Origin of the sequence: Flavobacterium sp. JAS (assembly GCF_020991455.1) — a bacterium.
In the GTDB taxonomy this organism is placed as follows: Bacteria; Bacteroidota; Bacteroidia; order Flavobacteriales; family Flavobacteriaceae; genus Flavobacterium.
Genome location: NZ_JAJMOX010000007.1, coordinates 273,382 through 290,612 on the forward strand (window position 1 = coordinate 273,382; position 17,231 = coordinate 290,612).

General features: G+C 35.2%; 15 protein-coding genes. 8 read left to right on the top strand and 7 right to left on the bottom strand.

Annotated elements, in window-relative coordinates; all coding sequences use genetic code 11:
- Positions 1-348 precede the first annotated feature (348 nt).
- From LPB88_RS12295 to LPB88_RS12310, 4 genes are all read left to right on the top strand, one after another.
- Positions 349-1,827, top strand: a complete 1,479-nt coding sequence (locus LPB88_RS12295) for an ankyrin repeat domain-containing protein (protein ID WP_230715943.1) — start codon at positions 349-351, stop codon at positions 1,825-1,827.
- Positions 1,828-1,900: 73 nt separating this feature from the next.
- Positions 1,901-2,380, top strand: a complete 480-nt coding sequence (locus LPB88_RS12300; RefSeq protein WP_230715945.1) for a DUF2271 domain-containing protein — start codon at positions 1,901-1,903, stop codon at positions 2,378-2,380.
- Positions 2,381-2,463: 83 nt separating this feature from the next.
- Positions 2,464-4,653, top strand: a complete 2,190-nt coding sequence (locus LPB88_RS12305; protein ID WP_230715946.1) for a PepSY domain-containing protein — start codon at positions 2,464-2,466, stop codon at positions 4,651-4,653.
- Positions 4,654-4,673: 20 nt separating this feature from the next.
- The gene (locus LPB88_RS12310; RefSeq protein WP_230715948.1) at positions 4,674-5,687 is read left to right on the top strand and encodes an FAD:protein FMN transferase; all 1,014 of its coding nucleotides are present in this window, start codon (positions 4,674-4,676) and stop codon (positions 5,685-5,687) included.
- A 5-nt stretch (positions 5,688-5,692) separates the two neighbouring features.
- Here the strand turns inward: LPB88_RS12310 and LPB88_RS12315 are convergent, their stop codons facing one another.
- From LPB88_RS12315 to LPB88_RS12330, 4 genes are all read right to left on the bottom strand, one after another.
- Positions 5,693-6,154 (bottom strand): MEKHLA domain-containing protein, encoded by a 462-nt coding sequence (locus LPB88_RS12315; RefSeq protein ID WP_230715950.1) that lies wholly within the window; start codon positions 6,152-6,154, stop codon positions 5,693-5,695.
- A 360-nt stretch (positions 6,155-6,514) separates the two neighbouring features.
- Positions 6,515-7,918 (bottom strand): efflux transporter outer membrane subunit, encoded by a 1,404-nt coding sequence (locus LPB88_RS12320; RefSeq protein WP_230715952.1) that lies wholly within the window; start codon positions 7,916-7,918, stop codon positions 6,515-6,517.
- 19 nt (positions 7,919-7,937) lie between these two features.
- The gene (locus LPB88_RS12325; RefSeq protein ID WP_230715954.1) at positions 7,938-11,102 is read right to left on the bottom strand and encodes an efflux RND transporter permease subunit; all 3,165 of its coding nucleotides are present in this window, start codon (positions 11,100-11,102) and stop codon (positions 7,938-7,940) included.
- A gap of 6 nt (positions 11,103-11,108) precedes the next feature.
- A complete protein-coding gene (locus LPB88_RS12330; RefSeq protein WP_230715956.1) occupies positions 11,109-12,272 on the bottom strand; it encodes an efflux RND transporter periplasmic adaptor subunit in 1,164 nt (387 codons plus the stop codon).
- 267 nt (positions 12,273-12,539) lie between these two features.
- Here LPB88_RS12330 and LPB88_RS12335 point away from each other — a divergent pair, with 267 nt between their 5' ends.
- The 4 genes from LPB88_RS12335 (at position 12,540) to LPB88_RS12350 (ending at position 15,625) form a co-directional block, all read left to right on the top strand.
- Entirely contained in the window at positions 12,540-13,589 is a 1,050-nt protein-coding gene (locus LPB88_RS12335; protein WP_230715958.1) for a sensor histidine kinase, read from the top strand.
- Positions 13,586-14,317, top strand: a complete 732-nt coding sequence (locus LPB88_RS12340) for a LytTR family DNA-binding domain-containing protein (RefSeq protein ID WP_230715960.1) — start codon at positions 13,586-13,588, stop codon at positions 14,315-14,317. The genes LPB88_RS12335 and LPB88_RS12340 overlap by 4 nt, the downstream gene beginning before the upstream one ends.
- A gap of 17 nt (positions 14,318-14,334) precedes the next feature.
- A complete protein-coding gene (locus LPB88_RS12345; protein ID WP_110836236.1) occupies positions 14,335-14,628 on the top strand; it encodes a DUF3861 domain-containing protein in 294 nt (97 codons plus the stop codon).
- 262 nt (positions 14,629-14,890) lie between these two features.
- Positions 14,891-15,625 carry an AAA family ATPase gene (locus LPB88_RS12350; protein ID WP_230715962.1) on the top strand — a complete coding sequence of 245 codons (735 nt, stop codon included), beginning with the start codon at positions 14,891-14,893 and terminating at the stop codon, positions 15,623-15,625.
- A gap of 53 nt (positions 15,626-15,678) precedes the next feature.
- Here LPB88_RS12350 and LPB88_RS12355 read toward each other — a convergent pair whose 3' ends face one another.
- The 3 genes from LPB88_RS12355 to LPB88_RS12365 all read right to left on the bottom strand — a co-directional run bounded on the left by LPB88_RS12355 (position 15,679) and on the right by LPB88_RS12365 (position 17,216).
- Positions 15,679-16,293 (bottom strand): thioredoxin family protein, encoded by a 615-nt coding sequence (locus tag LPB88_RS12355; protein ID WP_230715964.1) that lies wholly within the window; start codon positions 16,291-16,293, stop codon positions 15,679-15,681.
- A 3-nt stretch (positions 16,294-16,296) separates the two neighbouring features.
- Positions 16,297-16,776, bottom strand: a complete 480-nt coding sequence (locus tag LPB88_RS12360) for a TlpA family protein disulfide reductase (RefSeq protein ID WP_230715966.1) — start codon at positions 16,774-16,776, stop codon at positions 16,297-16,299.
- Between the two features lie 122 nt (positions 16,777-16,898).
- On the bottom strand, positions 16,899-17,216 hold the full coding sequence (locus LPB88_RS12365) for a peptidyl-tRNA hydrolase (protein WP_230715968.1): 318 nt from the start codon (positions 17,214-17,216) through the stop codon (positions 16,899-16,901).
- Between the last annotated feature and the right edge of the window lie 15 nt (positions 17,217-17,231).

Consider the following 17,231-nt stretch of genomic DNA (forward strand, 5'->3'; position numbering starts at 1 on the left):
ATGGCTTCTTATTCTCAACGAATTAATTTTAAACACATTAAACTAAAACACAAGGATTTTAAGCCTTTTCCAATAAACCTTTTAAGAAAGCGCACCACATTTTTAAGTGAGCGTTTTTCTTTAAGGCCATAACTTACGATTCACAAATAAAACGTTCTTAAACAAAGCAACTGCAAAATTTAAAAAAAACATTAAAAATTGGACTTTCTTAGCTAAATAAATTGCTTTACTAAGATTAATTTTTACATTTGCGTTATTTTTATTTATTCTAAATAGATTGCTTTATAACGAAGTAATTCTATTAGAAAATTAAACCTGAACCAATCCTAAAACAATAAATATCTAGATATGAAAAAGAATATATTTCTTTGTTTCGCATTAGCCACAACCTTATTTGTTAGTGCTCAGCAAAAAAACACTTTATTGGAAGCGTCTTATTGGAAAACAGCACCAGATCTTACAGCCCTTAAAACAGAAATCGCTAAAGGAAATAGCCCATCAGAAGCCAACGCAAATGCATTTGATGTTACCACTATCGCCATTAATAATGATGCCCCTTTTACAACTATAAAGTTCCTGTTAGAGCAACCGGGAAATCCATTAAATAAATCTACTCACGATAATCGTATCTATTTGCACTGGGCAGCTTATAGAGGAAATGTTGAGCTAACAGAGTATCTTATTGAAAAGGGTTCAGATCTTAACCTTGAAGACAGTCACGGCACTACTGCGCTTGCTTTTGCTGCTTCGAGCGGACAAACTAATGCTAAACTTTATGAGCTTTTTTTTAATGCAGGAATCGATCCGAAGAAGAAATATGCCGATGGTTCAAATCTATTGCTAATGGCAATTGCCTATGATAAAGAACTTACCCTTACAGACTATCTTATCACAAAAGGATTGTCTTTAAAAGATGTTGATGCAGATGGAAATACAGCATTTGATTATGCTGCCAGAACAGGAAATATTACGCTTCTAAAAAAGATATTAGACCAAAAAGTAAAATATACAGCTGCTGCACTTCTTATTGCAAGTCAGGGAAATCGTAGAGAAACAACTTCGCTTGAAGTGTATAAATTTTTAGTTGAAGAACTAAAAATAAAAGCTACAGCAACTAACAAATCTGACCAAAACGTACTGCATTTTCTGGCTACAAAACCAAATCAAAAAGAAATTATTGCTTATTTTTTAGCAAAAGGTACTGATGTAAATAAAGTTAACAAAGAAGGAAATACTCCATTTATGCTTGCTGCAGGAGCCCGAGAAAATGGTGTTTTAGAGCAATTATTGCCAACAGCAAAAAACATTAATTTGCAAAATTTAAAAGGAGAATCTGCTTTGACAATTGCTGTAAAATCAGGAACTCCAGAAGCTGTTTCGGCTCTTTTATCAAAAGGTGCAGATGTAAAAGTAACAGATAAAGATGGTAATAATTTAGGCGTTTATTTGGTACAATCTTTCAAACCCGGACCAAAACAAGAATCTTTTGATACTAAAGTAAAATTGCTGCAGGAAAAAGGATTGGATCTTGCGGCCCCACAAAAAGACGCAAGCACTTTATATCATTTTGCTGTTGCCAAAAACGATTTATCTTTGCTAAAAAAATTAGCCGATTTAAAAATCGACGTAAATGCTAAAAACAAAGACGGTCTAACGGCACTGCACAAAGCTGCAATGGTTGCCAAAGACGATTCAATCTTAAAATACTTAATTTCGATAGGTGCCAAAAAAGACCTTACAACAGAATTTGATGAAAGCGCTTATGCATTGGCAAAAGAAAACGAATCTTTGACCAAACAAAATGTATCTATTGATTTTTTAAAATAAAGGTCTTATAAAATTCCAATCTTTTTTAAACTCCAATCAATCTAAAATCTGAACTCTAAAATCTAAAATTCTAATGAAATCAATATTTAAAATAACCCTTACCGCTGCATTAATCTGTCTAATTTCGTTTCAGGTATCAGCACAAAGCAAATACAAATGTATGCTTCAGATGTCAAATTATATGGGAGAAGGCGCTTACATTGTAGTTTCGTTAATTAATCCAAAAGGAGATTACGAAAAAACACTTTATGTAATGGGCGACGATAAAAAATGGTACAAATCACTCAAAGAATGGAATAAATTCCAGGCTCAAAAACATGAAGATATCAGTGCAAAAACCGGAGCATCTGTTACAGGTGGAGATCGCAGCATTACCACAATAGAAATTGAAGATTCTAAAATCAATAAAGGATATAAATTAAGATTTGAATCGGCGGTTGAAGATCAAAAATATCATGTAACTGATGTTGAAATTCCACTTACAACCCAGGGTCTTGCTGATAAAACAGAAGGTAAAGGTTATATAAGATATGTGAGATTAAACAAAATTTAATACCTTATCCCAACAAGCTTTGTCAAAGTTTAAAACTTTGACAAAGCTTAATACACATTTGATTACCCTTTAGCTTACACTCAATGACTCTCTCTTTTTGGCGCTACACACACTTAGCTTTGGCTTTGTTTTCTTCTTTATTTCTACTCTTGGCATCTCTAACGGGTATTATTTTGGCAGTAGATGCAGTTCAGGAAAAAACACTCCCATATAAAGTAGAAAATTTTGACGCCATAACCCTAGGAGAAACCCTTCGCGTTTTAAAAAAGACATATCCCGAAATTACCGAGTTAAGCATCGATTACAATGAGTTTGTAACCCTACAGGCAATTGATCAGGGCGGTCAGGATATTAATGCTTATATTAATCCAAAAACGGGAAAAACATTAGGGAAACCAGTAAAAAAAACGGAGTTTATTCAGTGGGTAACCAGTTTACATCGTTCGTTGTTTCTTCATGAAACAGGGCGTTTTTTTGTTGGTGCAATTTCCTTTTTATTAGTACTGATTGCTATTTCAGGTTTTACTCTGGTTCTGAGCAGACAAAGAGGAATTCGTAATTTCTTTTCCAAAGTAATAAAAGAGTATTTTGCTCAATATTACCACGTTGTTTTGGGAAGATTAGCCTTGATTCCGATTCTCATTATTGCCCTTACCGGAACTTATTTATCTCTGGAGAGATTTAACTTTTTCATGGATAAAAACAAAGAAAAAGAAAAATCAGAAACTCTAGTGCCACCCAAAAATGGAACTGCCCAAAATGTATTTAAAACGACACTTTTGGCTGATGTAAAGAAAATCGAATTTCCTTTTACTGATGATCCCCAGGAATATTATATCATTGAACTAAAAGACAGAGAAATTGAAGTTAATCAGATAACAGGGGCTGTAATTACGCAGAAACTCTCGCCAATGACAACTCAATTTGCTGATTTAAGCCTTGATCTTCATACCGGAAGAATAAACACAATTTGGGCTATAATCCTTGCCATTGCCTGTGTTAATATCCTCTTTTTTATCTATTCCGGTTTTGCTATTACCTTAAAAAGAAGGTCTAGCCGGATTAAAAATAAATTTAGAGCCGATGAAAGTAAATACATTTTACTAGCTGGCTCTGAAAACGGAAGCACATTGCGTTTTGCAAATGCGATTCAGAAGCAATTAATTGATCGTGGAGAAAAAGCTCATATTGCCGAATTGAATAACTATAAGCTTTTTCCAAAGGCTCAGCATATTATTGTTTTCTCTTCAACCCACGGACTAGGCGATGCGCCCTCTAACGCAAATAAATTTATATCTGTTTTAAAGAAATACAATCAACAACAGAAAGTCAATTTTTCGGTTGTTGGTTTTGGTTCAAAAGCTTATCCTGATTTTTGTGGTTTTGCGCTGGAAATTGACGAGCTTTTGTCTACTCAAGATTGGGCAGAACGTTTCCTGGACTTACAAACCGTAAACGATAAATCGGCTCAAGAGTTTGTAGACTGGATAAAATTATGGAGTGCCAAAACTGAAATTCCATTAGCAACAACACCTTCATTGTACAATCATGCGCCAAAAGATTTATCAAAACTAATGGTTCTGGATAAAACAATGGTTTCAGAAACCGAACAAACTTTTCTCGTTACCTTACGAGCCAATATAAGAGCTAAATTTACCTCTGGTGATTTACTGGCAATTTATCCTGCAAATGACACCAGGGAGCGTCTTTATTCCATTGGAAATCATTCGGGAAATATTCAACTGGTGGTAAAATTACATCCGGATGGATTAGGTTCGGGATTTCTAAATAATCTTGCACCGGGAAATACCATCAAAGCCAGAATCATCAATAATCATGCTTTTCATTTTCCTAAAAGAGCCTCTAAAGTGGCCTTGATTTCTAACGGAACAGGGATTGCTCCTTTTCTGGGAATGATTGAACAGAATAAGAAAAAAACAGAAACCCATTTGTATTCTGGCTTTCGAATAGAAACAGAAAATATTCTGGGGTATAAAAAGTTTACATCGGAAATGATCCAGAAAAAACAACTTGAGAGTTTCCATTTAGCATTATCGCGCGAAGCAAATCATTATTATGTGATGGATTTGATCAAGCGTGATGCTGACTTTTTTATAGATTTGTTACAACAAGGCGGAGTAATTATGATTTGTGGCTCTCTGGCAATGCAAAAAGATGTAGAATCGATTTTAGATAATTTATGCCTGGCAAAGAAAATCAAAAGCATTTTAGATTATAAAGAAAATGGTCAGGTTTTAACCGATTGTTATTAGTGGTTTATAAAAAAGAATTTATGTCAATTCAAAAATCAATCTCAAGGTCATTAATAGTTTTTTTTGCAATACTATTTAGCGTTTCAGTAAATTCACAAGTTTTACGAAAACGAACCACACTGCTTATGGGTGGACGTTTTGACATTACTATTGTGGCTAATGATTCCCTTGATGCGGAAAAAAATATAGATGCTGTTATTGCTGAAATTACTCGAATTGAGAATCTAATCTCGGACTGGAAACCAGATTCACAAGTCTCTGAAGTAAATCAAAATGCCGGAATTCGTCCCGTAAGAGTTGACAGAGAAGTTTTTGAATTAACACAAAGAGCCATTGAGTTTTCTGAGGCTACAAAGGGCGGATTTGACGTAAGCTTTGCCGCAATGGACAGAATCTGGAAATTTGACGGATCGATGACCCAAATGCCTTCTGAGCAAGCCATAAAAAAATCAGTGGAAAAAGTAGGTTACAAAAACATTATTCTCGATAGTGTACAATCGACTATTTTTCTAAAACTCAAGGGAATGAAAATCGGATTTGGCGCTTTGGGCGAAGGATACGCAACCGATAAATGCCGCGCTATGATGCTTGCAAAAGGCATAAAAGCCGGAATTATAAACGGCTCGGGAGATATGAGTACCTGGGGAAAACAACCCAATGGAAATCCATGGAAAATTGGTATTACAAATCCGTTTGATCCTGAAAAGCTTTTGGCGACTATACCTTTAGAGCAACACGCCATTACCACTTCGGGAAGCTATGAAAAATTTGTCATCTTTAATGGCGTTCGTTATTCGCATATCATCAATCCGGCCACAGGATATCCGGCCACAGGATTGTGCAGTGTAACTGTCCTTGGTCCCGATGCCCAAACGGCAAACGCATTAAGTACTTCTCTTATGGTTTTAGGCCAAAAAGAAGGACTTATTCTGCTTCAAAAATATCCTCAGTACAGCTGCTTAATGATTACCGATAATGGAAAAATCGTAAAGTCAAAAAACTTTAAGATCAAGAAGTTTAAAGCTAAGTTTTAGTTTATCTATGATACAGATTCTCTTTTTTGGGAATGAAAAAGTGCTGCCTGTCCCAATACATTGCCACTTTTGTCTTCCAATTTCCAAATGATTGCATCGTGAATGGTAAAACTATTTCCATATTTATCCACACGTGGAGCTGAATAATTATAAACAATTCCGTTTTGATTCACTTTTTCAAATAATACTGCACGCGCGGCTCTATTTGTTTCTGAAGCACTTAATTTTGATGGAAGCGACAATAATTCCTCATGTGTATATTTAAAACAAGACAAAGCATATTGATTGGCATAAATAAAAATAGAATCAGCACTATTATCGACTCCAAGTATACTATAATTTGCTTGTTCATGTAGCCATTTATAACGATCTTTAATATCACCCGGACATGGAAGATTAGTTCCATTAAGAGCCAGAAAACAATCATCAATTTGTTTGATCAGAGGGTACCATTTTTCTAATTCCATAATATATTTGATTTATAGTTTTGAAGTCAGAGATTATTACCTAACATTGTAGAATGTTCTAACTTTTTGAATTTGTATTCATTCTGTCAGATATTAGCTAAACAATAATTTTATTTTGTAAGATTTTAACATATTAAAGATACAAATCTCATTTAAAACTCAATGAAATAAAAATATAAAAATTCTCACAAAAAATTATCAAATCACTGATTAACAAATATTTAAATTATCATTTCTATAGTATGATCTTAAATCAATGTTTCAATTTATATACTTCAAAAAACATTGAACATAAAAAAACTCCTGCTTAAAGCAGAAGTTCTTCGTTTTAACAACCTAATTAACAGTGAGGACAAAAGTCTATTTCCATCCACCACCTAAAGCACGATACAAATCAACAACTGCTTGTAATTTTTGCAAATCATCATTGATACCACTCAATTGAGCTGCCAATAAGTTTTGTTCAGATGTCAGTACATCTGTATAATTGGTAGCCGAACTATATTCTAAAAGCTGTTGGGTAAAATCCACTGATTTTATCAATGCTTCAATTTGTTTTTTTCTTGAATCTTCTTTTTCAACGGCCATTTCATACGCATACAAAGCATTTGAAACTTCTTGTCCCGCAACCAAAAGGCTTTGTTGGAAATTGTTTAACGCCTGTACTTGTTTAGATTGTGCTGTGGTTAATCTGGCTTTATTTAATCCCTGATTAAAAAGTGGTTGTGTGAGTCCTCCAATCAAAGAATAAAAAACAGAATTACTGAAAAAATCCGTCAATTGCAGGTTCGAGAATCCTCCACTTGCTGTCAATGTCAAACTTGGGTAAAAATAGGTTTTAGCCATATTTGTCGTTTCAAAAGCCGTTCTGAAATTAAATTCCGCCTGACGGACATCCGGACGGTTTTCCAGCAATTGAGCCGGCAATCCAACAGCAAGATTTTCTGGAATTACCTGATTTCCCAATGTTCCTCTTTCGATTGTTCCCGGAGTCTGTCCCAATAAAATATTAAGGGCATTCTCAGTCTCACGAATGCTTCTTTTTAAATCCGGAATCAATACTTCTGCCGCATGCTGATTGGCTTCACTTTGTACAACCGCTGCTCCTGTAACTATTGCACCTTCTTTTAAAGCTTTAATAGTTTCAACATTTTTAATACGGCTCTCTAAGGTTGCTTTTGTAATTTCTAATTGTTTATCATAAGCTAACAATAAAAAATAGTTGTTGGCAATGTCCGAAATCAGCTGCGTCTGAATGGCTTGTTTTGCCGCATCTGTAGAAAGATAAGTGGCTAAAGCGGCTCTTTTAGAACTGCTTAGTTTGCCCCAAATATCCGCTTCCCAGGAGGTGCTCAAACCTAATTTGTAAGTTGTTGTCAAGGTATTGATATTAATTCCTGCCGGAAAATTCAATCCAGCCTCAGATTGTTTGCTGCGTGTTGCATTAGCATCAATATTCAGCGTTGGATAATACGCTAATTTCGCCTGACGCAAAGAAGCGCGCGACTGAACGATGTTTTCAATGGCATTTTTTAAGTTGAGGTTCTGATCTAATCCTTTTTGAATTAAAGCATTTAGTTTTTCATCCTTAAAAACACTTTGCCAAGGCATACTGGCCAGGGTAGTAGAATCAGCAGAAGCCTGATCGCGATACAACTTATCGGTCGATATCGTTTTGGGGCGCTCGTATTTTTGGGTAACACAGGCACTCAAAAGAGTGGCCGCAATTACCATTACAATATATTTATTTGAACTATGAGTCATCTCTGTATTAATTAAATTATTACTCTTTATGAGCATCTATTAGTTGTGTTTCCTCTTCATCCTCATCGTCATAACCATCTTTGGCAGGACCACTGATTTTTTCCTGTAAAGTCTGGAAAATGATAAATAATATCGGAATCACAAATACTCCCAAAATGGTTCCGATTAACATTCCTCCAACGGCTCCTGTACCAATTGATTTATTTCCCACAGCTCCTGCTCCACTAGCAAACATTAACGGTACAAGTCCTAAAATAAAGGCAAATGAAGTCATTAAAATTGGTCTCAAACGCGCTACGGCTCCTTCAATTGCAGCTTGTACAATTGGCATTCCTTTTCGCCTTCTTTCCAAAGCAAATTCGACAATCAAAATACCGTTCTTGGCCAGCAATCCAATTAACATGATTAAGGAAATCTGCAAATAAATATTACTGTTTAATTTGAATATAATCGAGAACAAATAAGCTCCTGCGAGTCCAAAGGGGATCGACAATAATACTGCAAATGGCAATATATAACTCTCGTATTGTGCACTTAACAAGAAGTAAACAAACACTAGACACAATATGAAGATGAAAATAGTTTCACTTCCTGAGGCTAATTCTTCACGTGTTAATCCGGAGAATTCATAACCATAACCAGCCGGGAGATTCTCTGCCGCCACTTCCTGAATGGCTTTAATAGCATCTCCTGAACTAAATCCCGGATTTGGTGCTCCTGTGATCGAAATAGAGGTAAACAGGTTAAATCTAGAAATTGATTCTGGTCCAAAAACTCTGGTCATTTTTATAAACTCAGTAATTGGAGCCATTACCCCGGCACTATTTCTAACGAAGATTTTATTTAGTCCTTCTGTATTGGTACGGAATTCCGGAGAAGCCTGTACCATAACACGATATTGTTTTCCGAATTTATTGAAGTTCGAGGCGTACAATCCACCGTAATACCCTTGCATTGTTGACAAAATTGTATTTACCGGAACTCCTGCATCTTTGGCTTTGGCCAAATTAATTTCCATCATATATTGTGGAAAACCAGGGTTAAATGGCGTTGTTGCATATTGTATTTCCGGACGTTTTGATAGTTTTTCTAAAAATTCATTATTTACTTTAAAAAACTCTGCCGTTGTATGTCCGCCTTTATCCTGCAATTGAAATTCGAATCCACCACTTTGTCCGAATCCTGAAATTGTTGGTGGCGAAATAAAGAAAATATTAGCTTCACGAATTCCGCTGGTTTTGGCAAAAAGCTGACCAATTACATCATTAACACTTAAATCACGTTTTTCCCACGTTTCGAGTTTTATAATAACCATACTGTAGGCACTTCCCGCTCCTGCAGTAAAGTTCTGCCCCACAATACGAAGCGTATTTTTAACCCCAGGAATCGTTTTGGCAATACTGTCTACTTTCTTGGCAATTACATCAGAACGTTCCATAGAAGCTGATGGCGGTAAGCTAATATTGGCAAAAACAGTACCCTGATCTTCCGCTGGAACAAAAGCTGAAGGTGTGGTTTTCATCATATAGAATAATGCTGCGCTCGAAATCATAATAGCCGCTAATACAATCCATTTTTTAACCGAAAGAAATTGAACGGAACGTTTATATCTACCCGTTACATTATCAAATGCAACGTTAAACGAAGTATAGAATCTCTGAATAAAACTTTGATGTTTGTGATCCTCTGCATGCGGTTTTAAAAGCAAGGCGCACAATGCAGGACTTAATGTCAAGGCGTTAATGGCCGAGAGAATAATCGCAACGGCTAATGTGATACCAAACTGTTTGTAGAAAACCCCTGTAGATCCGTTAATAAACGTAACGGGAATAAATACCGCCGCCATGACAAGTGTGATCGAAATAATCGCACCCGAGATTTCATCCATGGCATCAATGGTAGCTTTCTTAGACGATTTATAACCATGATCCAGTTTGGCATGTACCGCCTCGACAACGACAATCGCATCATCCACGACAATACCAATGGCCAAAACCATCGCAAAAAGCGTTAATAAGTTAATGGTGAACCCAAATAAATTCAAAAAGAAGAACGTACCTACAATGGCAACCGGAACCGCGATTGCCGGAATTAATGTTGATCTGAAATCCTGTAAAAAGATAAAAACCACAATAAAAACCAATATAAAAGCTTCAATTAAAGTATGAATTACCTTTTCGATAGAAGCATCCAGATTTTCGTTAACATCAACAAGAATGGTATATTTTACTCCTTTTGGGAAACTCTTTGCAGCTTCTTCAATTAGTTTTTTAGAATTGATAATTACATCACGGGCATTAGATCCAGGGGTCTGGCTAATGGCCATAGCTGTCGATTCTATACCGTTTGTTTTAGTGGTTGAGGCATAACTTAACGATCCAAGTTCTACTTTAGCAACATCTTTTAAACGTAACATTTGTCCGTTACCAATCGATTTAATGATGATATCCCCAAATTCCTTGTCGCTAGTTAAACGCCCTTTGTATTTGATTACGTATTGGAAAGCCTGATTTCCATTCTCACCAAATTTACCTGGTGCCGCTTCTATATTTTGTTCTGCCAAAGCAGCCGAAATATCACTCGGAATCAGTTTGTATTGTTGCATTACATCTGGTTTGAGCCAGATTCTCATCGAGTAATCGTTTGCTCCAAAAACCGTTACATCTCCTACTCCAACTACACGTTGAATTTGTGGAACAAGGTTAATCTTAGCATAATTTTGGAGAAAAGTCTGACTATAGGCATTACCATCGCTATATAAAGAGAAAATCAACAAGTTACTACTTTGACTCTTGGTTACCGTTACACCCGCCTGAGTTACCTCTACCGGCAATAAACTAGTGGCTCTCGAAACCCTGTTTTGAACGTTTACCGCTGCTAAATCGGGATTTGTTCCTACTTTAAAGAAGATTTTTATGGATGCATTTCCGTCATTTGTCGCGGTAGAAGTCATGTAAGTCATGTTTTCTACACCATTAATTTGCTCTTCCAGCGGAATCACAATACTTTTTAAAACCACATCAGCATTAGCTCCTGTATAACTTGCGGAGACATTTACTGTTGGCGGGGCAATATCAGGATATTGAGAAATAGGGAGCTCAATAAGTCCTAAAATCCCAAGAATGACAATAATAACAGATATTACTGTGGAAAGAACAGGTCTTTGTATGAATATTTTAAACATTTTTTTTTATTTTAATTCAGCGTAAACTGTTTCCTGACTCTGATTTTGAGGTTTGATCTCGCTTCCGTCTTTTAATGCGGCAACTCCTTCTAATACAATTTGATCGCCTGTTTTTAACCCTTCGGTTACTACATAATAATTTCCGGCAGCATTTTCTAAGACTTTAATAGCAACATTTTTAGTTTTTCCGTCTTTTCCAACGGTAACAGCAAACATTTTGTCCTGAAGCTCAAAAGTGGCGCTTTGCGGAATTAGTAGTTTTTCATTTATATCTGTTGGAATTTTTACTGTTGAACTACTTCCGCTTCTTATAATTCCTTTTGGATTGGGAAAACGTGCTCTAAAGGTAACCGAACCTGTCTCAGTATTAATTAATCCGTTTACGGTTTCTATAAATCCCTTTTGGTTATAAGTTGAACCATCTGAAAGAAGTAATGAAACGGCTGGCATTTTTTTAATTACATGAGCCAGTGAGCTTCCTTCGGCAGCAGTTTGTGTAAAACCTAAAAGCATTTTTTCATTCAATGCAAAATAAGCATAGACATTACCAATACTTGAAACCGTAGTCAAAGGATCGGCAGTATTGGAGCTTACTAAACTTCCTAAACGAAACGGAATTGAACCTACAACTCCATTAACAGGGCTTGTTACGGTGGTATATCCCAAATTAGTTTTGGCATTTACTAAACTTGCATTTGCCTGGGCTAATGTTGCCAAAGCAGATTCGTAAGTATATTGCGCCGATTCTAAATCATATTTACTAATGATTCCTTTCTCGACCAACGGCTTTACTTTATTTACAGCCAGTTTTGCTGCGCTTAAACTTGCCTGAGCACTTTTTATACTTGCCGATGCTGTACGAACTTCCTGCTCATATTCTGGCGCACTGATTTTAAACAGTGGTTGTCCGGCCTTTACAACGGCGCCTTCATCAACAAAAATCTTATCAATATATCCTTCTACCCTCGGGCGGATTTCTATATTTTGCTGTCCCTGAATAGTTGCGGGAAAATCAGTATACAAGGTCGCTGATTTAGGCTCTAAAGTCAGCGTTTTATACTCTTTAACCTGTGGTGCGCCTCCGGCCTGAGCCGATTTGTCATTTTTATTTCCGCATGAAGCGATGATAACTGACAAGGCAAGAATGCTTAAAAAAGATTGCTTATTCATTTTGATCAAATATGAGATTATCTATTTATTAAGAAGCAAAAGAACTAAAACTCTTCACGCGAAATTTTTCAAATAGACGTAGCCCCGGACACAATCGATAGATATGCCATAAGAACCGATAAAAGTTGAATCGATTAAAAAATGTATTTTTGATAGAGGCTCATCGGTTCTAAAATGGTTTTTATGGATTGTAATTCCGTTTTGAGCGATTGGTCGACCATCGAATACAAATAAAATGTAATATTGCCTTTAAAATCATAAATTATAATGAAACCCATTTTTTTTAAACCGTATATGTCAACCGGATTGCATATCCTTGCCTGGATACTACTAGGATATATTCAGTTGTTTTATATACCCCTTACCTGGAATATAATGCTTCCAACGATATTCTGGCTTTGGCAGACTATTGTCTTATTTTTTATGATTGTTATTTTTTATTATAATGCCAAAGTGGTTGTCCCAAAAACAATTATAAAAGACAAAATTGGTCCGTTTCTATTTTGGGTATTATGCTTCATTTTTGCCATGCAGCTCATTTCTTATTTATATAATGCAAATACAGATCTTCATAACAAGCTTGCTGCTCTTATAGGATTTAAAAAATACCGAAATAACTATTTTGATAATTATGTCTTTAGCTTAACCTTACTGGTATTAGGAATCAGTACAAGTTATGCCATGCTCCAACATTGGCAAAAAGCCGCACAACACAAACAAAAACTCGAGCAGGATAAAACTATGGCTGAACTAGCGATGCTAAAAGCGCAAATTAATCCTCACTTTTTCTTTAATTCGCTCAATAGTATTTATTCCCTTACCTACACCAATATTGAAGATTCCCGAAGTGCGCTGCATACCTTGAGCCGCATGATGCGCTATTTACTTTATAGTACAGAAGGCGAACGAACTACATTGCTAAAAGAAGGAGAATTCATGAAAGATTATATTGCTTTAATGAAACTTCGTGCCAATAGCAAGCTAACTATAACAACAGATATTCCAGAGAAAATTCACGATTATCCTATCGTTCCAATGTTATTGCTTCCTTTAGTGGAAAACGCCTTTAAACATGGCGTAAATGCAACTGATAAAAGCGAAATACATATTTCGCTAAAGCAAAAGGGAGCCGATCTTGAATTTGAGGTAGAAAATACTTTTTTTGAAAAAACATCCCTTACTGATCAGGGCGGAATTGGACTGACAAATACCAAACGCAGATTGCATTTGATTTATCCAAACAAGCATTTTATGACAGCCGGTATTGACCAAAATGGGAAATACAAAGTAAATCTGCAAATAACTTTAGAACAATGATGGTATTAAAATGTATAGCAGTAGACGATGAGCCACTTGCCTTGAGACTTGTGGAAACCTTTATAGAGCAAACCCCGTTTTTGCAATTGGCCTGCAGTTGTGATAATGCCGTTGAAGCCATGAGCCTAATACGCGAACAACAACCCGATATTGTATTTCTGGACATAAACATGCCCAATTTAACCGGAATGGAGCTTGCCCGACTTTTGCAGGAACAACCCGGACCATTACCAAAAATCATTTTTACAACAGCCTACAATCATTATGCCATTGAAGGTTACAGAGTAAATGCTGTGGATTATTTATTGAAACCTTTTAGTTATGAAGAGTTTTTAAGAGCTGCTAATAAAGTTTTACAATTGTCTGAAGAAGCATCAAATCATTTCCATTCTGTTACCGCAGATGACGAATTTATTTTTCTGAAAGTAGAATATCAATGGGTTCGAATTTCTTTGAAAGATATCTTATATATCGAAAGTTTAAAGGATTATGTAAAAGTTCATCTTGAAGATTCTCAGAAGTCACTGATGTCTTTAATTTCGCTTAAAGCGTTGGAAGAAAAATTACCTTCTTCAAAATTTATGCGTATCAATCGTTCGTTCATTGTTTCGTTAGATAAAATAAGCTCCATCAGTAAAAACTCAATTTTCGTTAATAAAGCCGAAATAACAGTTGGCGAACAATACAAGGAAACCTTTAAAACCATAGTAGACAAATGGTTGAAATAATTATAATATAATACTACATGGAAAAAAGATCAAATAAATACTCCCTTACATTAAGCTTAAAGGAATATGCAAACGGTGAAACCGAACCTGCAAAAGAACTCGGAATAGAATTTGACAATCACGATGAAATATTTGGCATCATCGAAAAAATAAAAGACAAAAACTTATTTGAAAATCCGCACGAAGCAACGCAATTTGCACTCGGACTGAAATTGTTCAGCGAAATAAAATTAAAACATCGCAATAATCCTCTTTTTGACGAATTAAACGAGGTGTTTCCTGTCTTTATGAAGAAACTGAAAAGTATGTAATGTATAAAAGACTGTCTTAAATGGCGGTCTTTTTTTTGTAAAACAACAAATAGTAACCACAATCTTGTCATCCTGACGGAGGAAGGATCACACTAGAAACTCTACAAAGATTGGCGATTTTCTATGCGGAGTTTCTAGTGTGATTTCTCCTTCGTCGAAATGACAAAAAAGTAAATTACTTCTTAACCGCTTTTTAGGAAAAGAAATCTGGAACGAAAATATTGCAGAATAAAACCTAATTTTGCACCAAATAAATACTTAAATGAATCTGTACGAACTTATTATAAATGATACTGAAAAAGTAGCATTAGATGATTTACATTTCAGCCCGGAAAATAAAGCTGCACTGCTTCAGAGCATTAAAGAACATACTTATATTGACGAATTAAAAAAGTACAATCTTAAAGTTGATAATAAAATACTGCTTCACGGTCATTCCGGCTGCGGTAAAACAACAACTGCTAAAGCTATTGCGACGACTTTAAATAAAAAAATCATTATTATAAATCTCAGCACTTTAATCAATTCAAAAATTGGTGAGACTTCTAAAAATCTAAAAGCTATATTCGAGAGAGTGATCTCAGAAAAAGCAGTTTTATTTTTGGATGAATTTGACCAGATTGGTAAAAGCAGAGATAATAATGACAAGGATGTTGCCGAAATGAAGCGTTTGGTAAACACTCTAATTCAATTGATTGATTATTTCCCAGCGGATAGTTTACTGATTTGTGCCACCAATTATTACCAGAGCCTCGACACGGCTTTGCTTAGAAGGTTTCAAATTAAATTAAAATTTGAAATGCCAGATCAAAAACAACTGGACAATTATTACAATACCCTATTGGCTGGTTTTCCAATTCATTTTCAGGATATTCCAAGAAAATATAATGTTTCTTATGCTGAGGTAAAAGATTATATCAATACCACTATGAAAAAACAAATCATAGCTGAATTAGAACTTGAGAATCAGCTAAAAATAAGCCAAACAATACTATAACAAAAATGCCTCAATAGTTGAGGCATTTTTTATATCATTTAGTTCTAAAATAATTAAGCTTTTGCTTTTCTTTTCACCGTACAGCCAATTTCTTTGGTTTGGGTAATGGCTGGTTTTTGATTGCTTTTTAGTGATGCAATTACATCTTCGGCATATTTTGTTTTCTCAGTTTTAGTGCCTTCGGGATCATTATCGATTGCCCCTACATATTCCACCACATTTCCTTTTGCGGTTTTAGAGATGATAAAAAGATGAGGGGTGTGTTTTGCTCCGTACTGGTCTGTCACTTTTTGCCCTGGATCAAATAAATAAGGGAAAGGATATTTTTTGTCTTTTGCTAATTCCTGCATTTTATCAAAAGAATCTGCTTTTGAAGCTTCCGGATCATTTGGGTTAATAGCAATTACTGGATATCCCTGCGATTTGAACTTTTTATCAAGTTCGATAATCCTTTGCTCATACGCCACAGCATACGGACAGGTATTGCAAGTGAAAACAACAATAAAACCTTTTGCTTTAGGGAAATTTTCAAAAGAAACTTCTTTGCCATCTACATTTTTTAGTTTAAACTCCGGCGCGGTTTCTCCGGCTTTAAGCGTAGTTGTTTGTGCCTGCGAAAGCAACATATTAAATAAAAAGACCGTGACTGCGGTAATAAAATTTCTCATAATTTATAGTTTTTTATATTCAGTTAGTAATTCTTGGTAGGTAAATTCAGATTCTACAAATTTTCTTTTATCGTCTTTAATAAATAGCGTTGCGGGAATACTTCCGGACCATGAAGGATCTATTCGATCAATATATTCTTGTGGACTGCTTTCGTTCAATAAAAAAACCTCACTTTTGATGTTTTTTCTTTTGACAAACGGAATTACAGCCGAATTGAGTTTCGATTTAAAATCAACGCTGACTAACAATACAGCCACTTTTTCATTTTTAAAATCTGCCTTCAATTTTTCAAAATGAGGTAATTCCTTAATGCAGGGCGCGCACCAAGTTGCCCAAAAGTTTACCACATAAGTACTGTCTTTTCCGTTTTTTATTCTTTGGTTTAACTCATTGATATTAATGAGCTTCACGTTTTGAGCAAAGGATGTTATTGAGAAAGCAAAAAGCAAAAAGGTATATATTTTAAAAGCGTGAATTTTCATATTTGTAAATGCTTTAGTTAGTGCCTTACAAATATAAACTAATGAAAAATTATTTTTTGTTAATGAAAGTTTAATGCTTAAAAATTGGCCACTAAGGCACAAAGTTACATTGCATTGCTGATTTAGAGATTATTATTTGGTGTCCACATTTTAAAGAATTTGAACATTTTTGGGTATTCTTCCCTTGGTACAAATGCTAAACAAACTTCCTGATTATCCAAAGCAGATTCAGTTAATACAACATGGTCTTCTTCTTTTTGTGCATTAATAAATTCTGTTTCAGAGACCGCACAAACTACTTTTTTAAATATTCCATTTACCCATGTTTGCATATCATCATTATGCTCAAATTTTCTAAAACAGGCCAAAGAAGCATGTGCTGTTATCACAGGAACAAATTTATCGGGAACATCCTGTTTCACTAAAATGTACATTTTCATATTAAAAATTCTTTC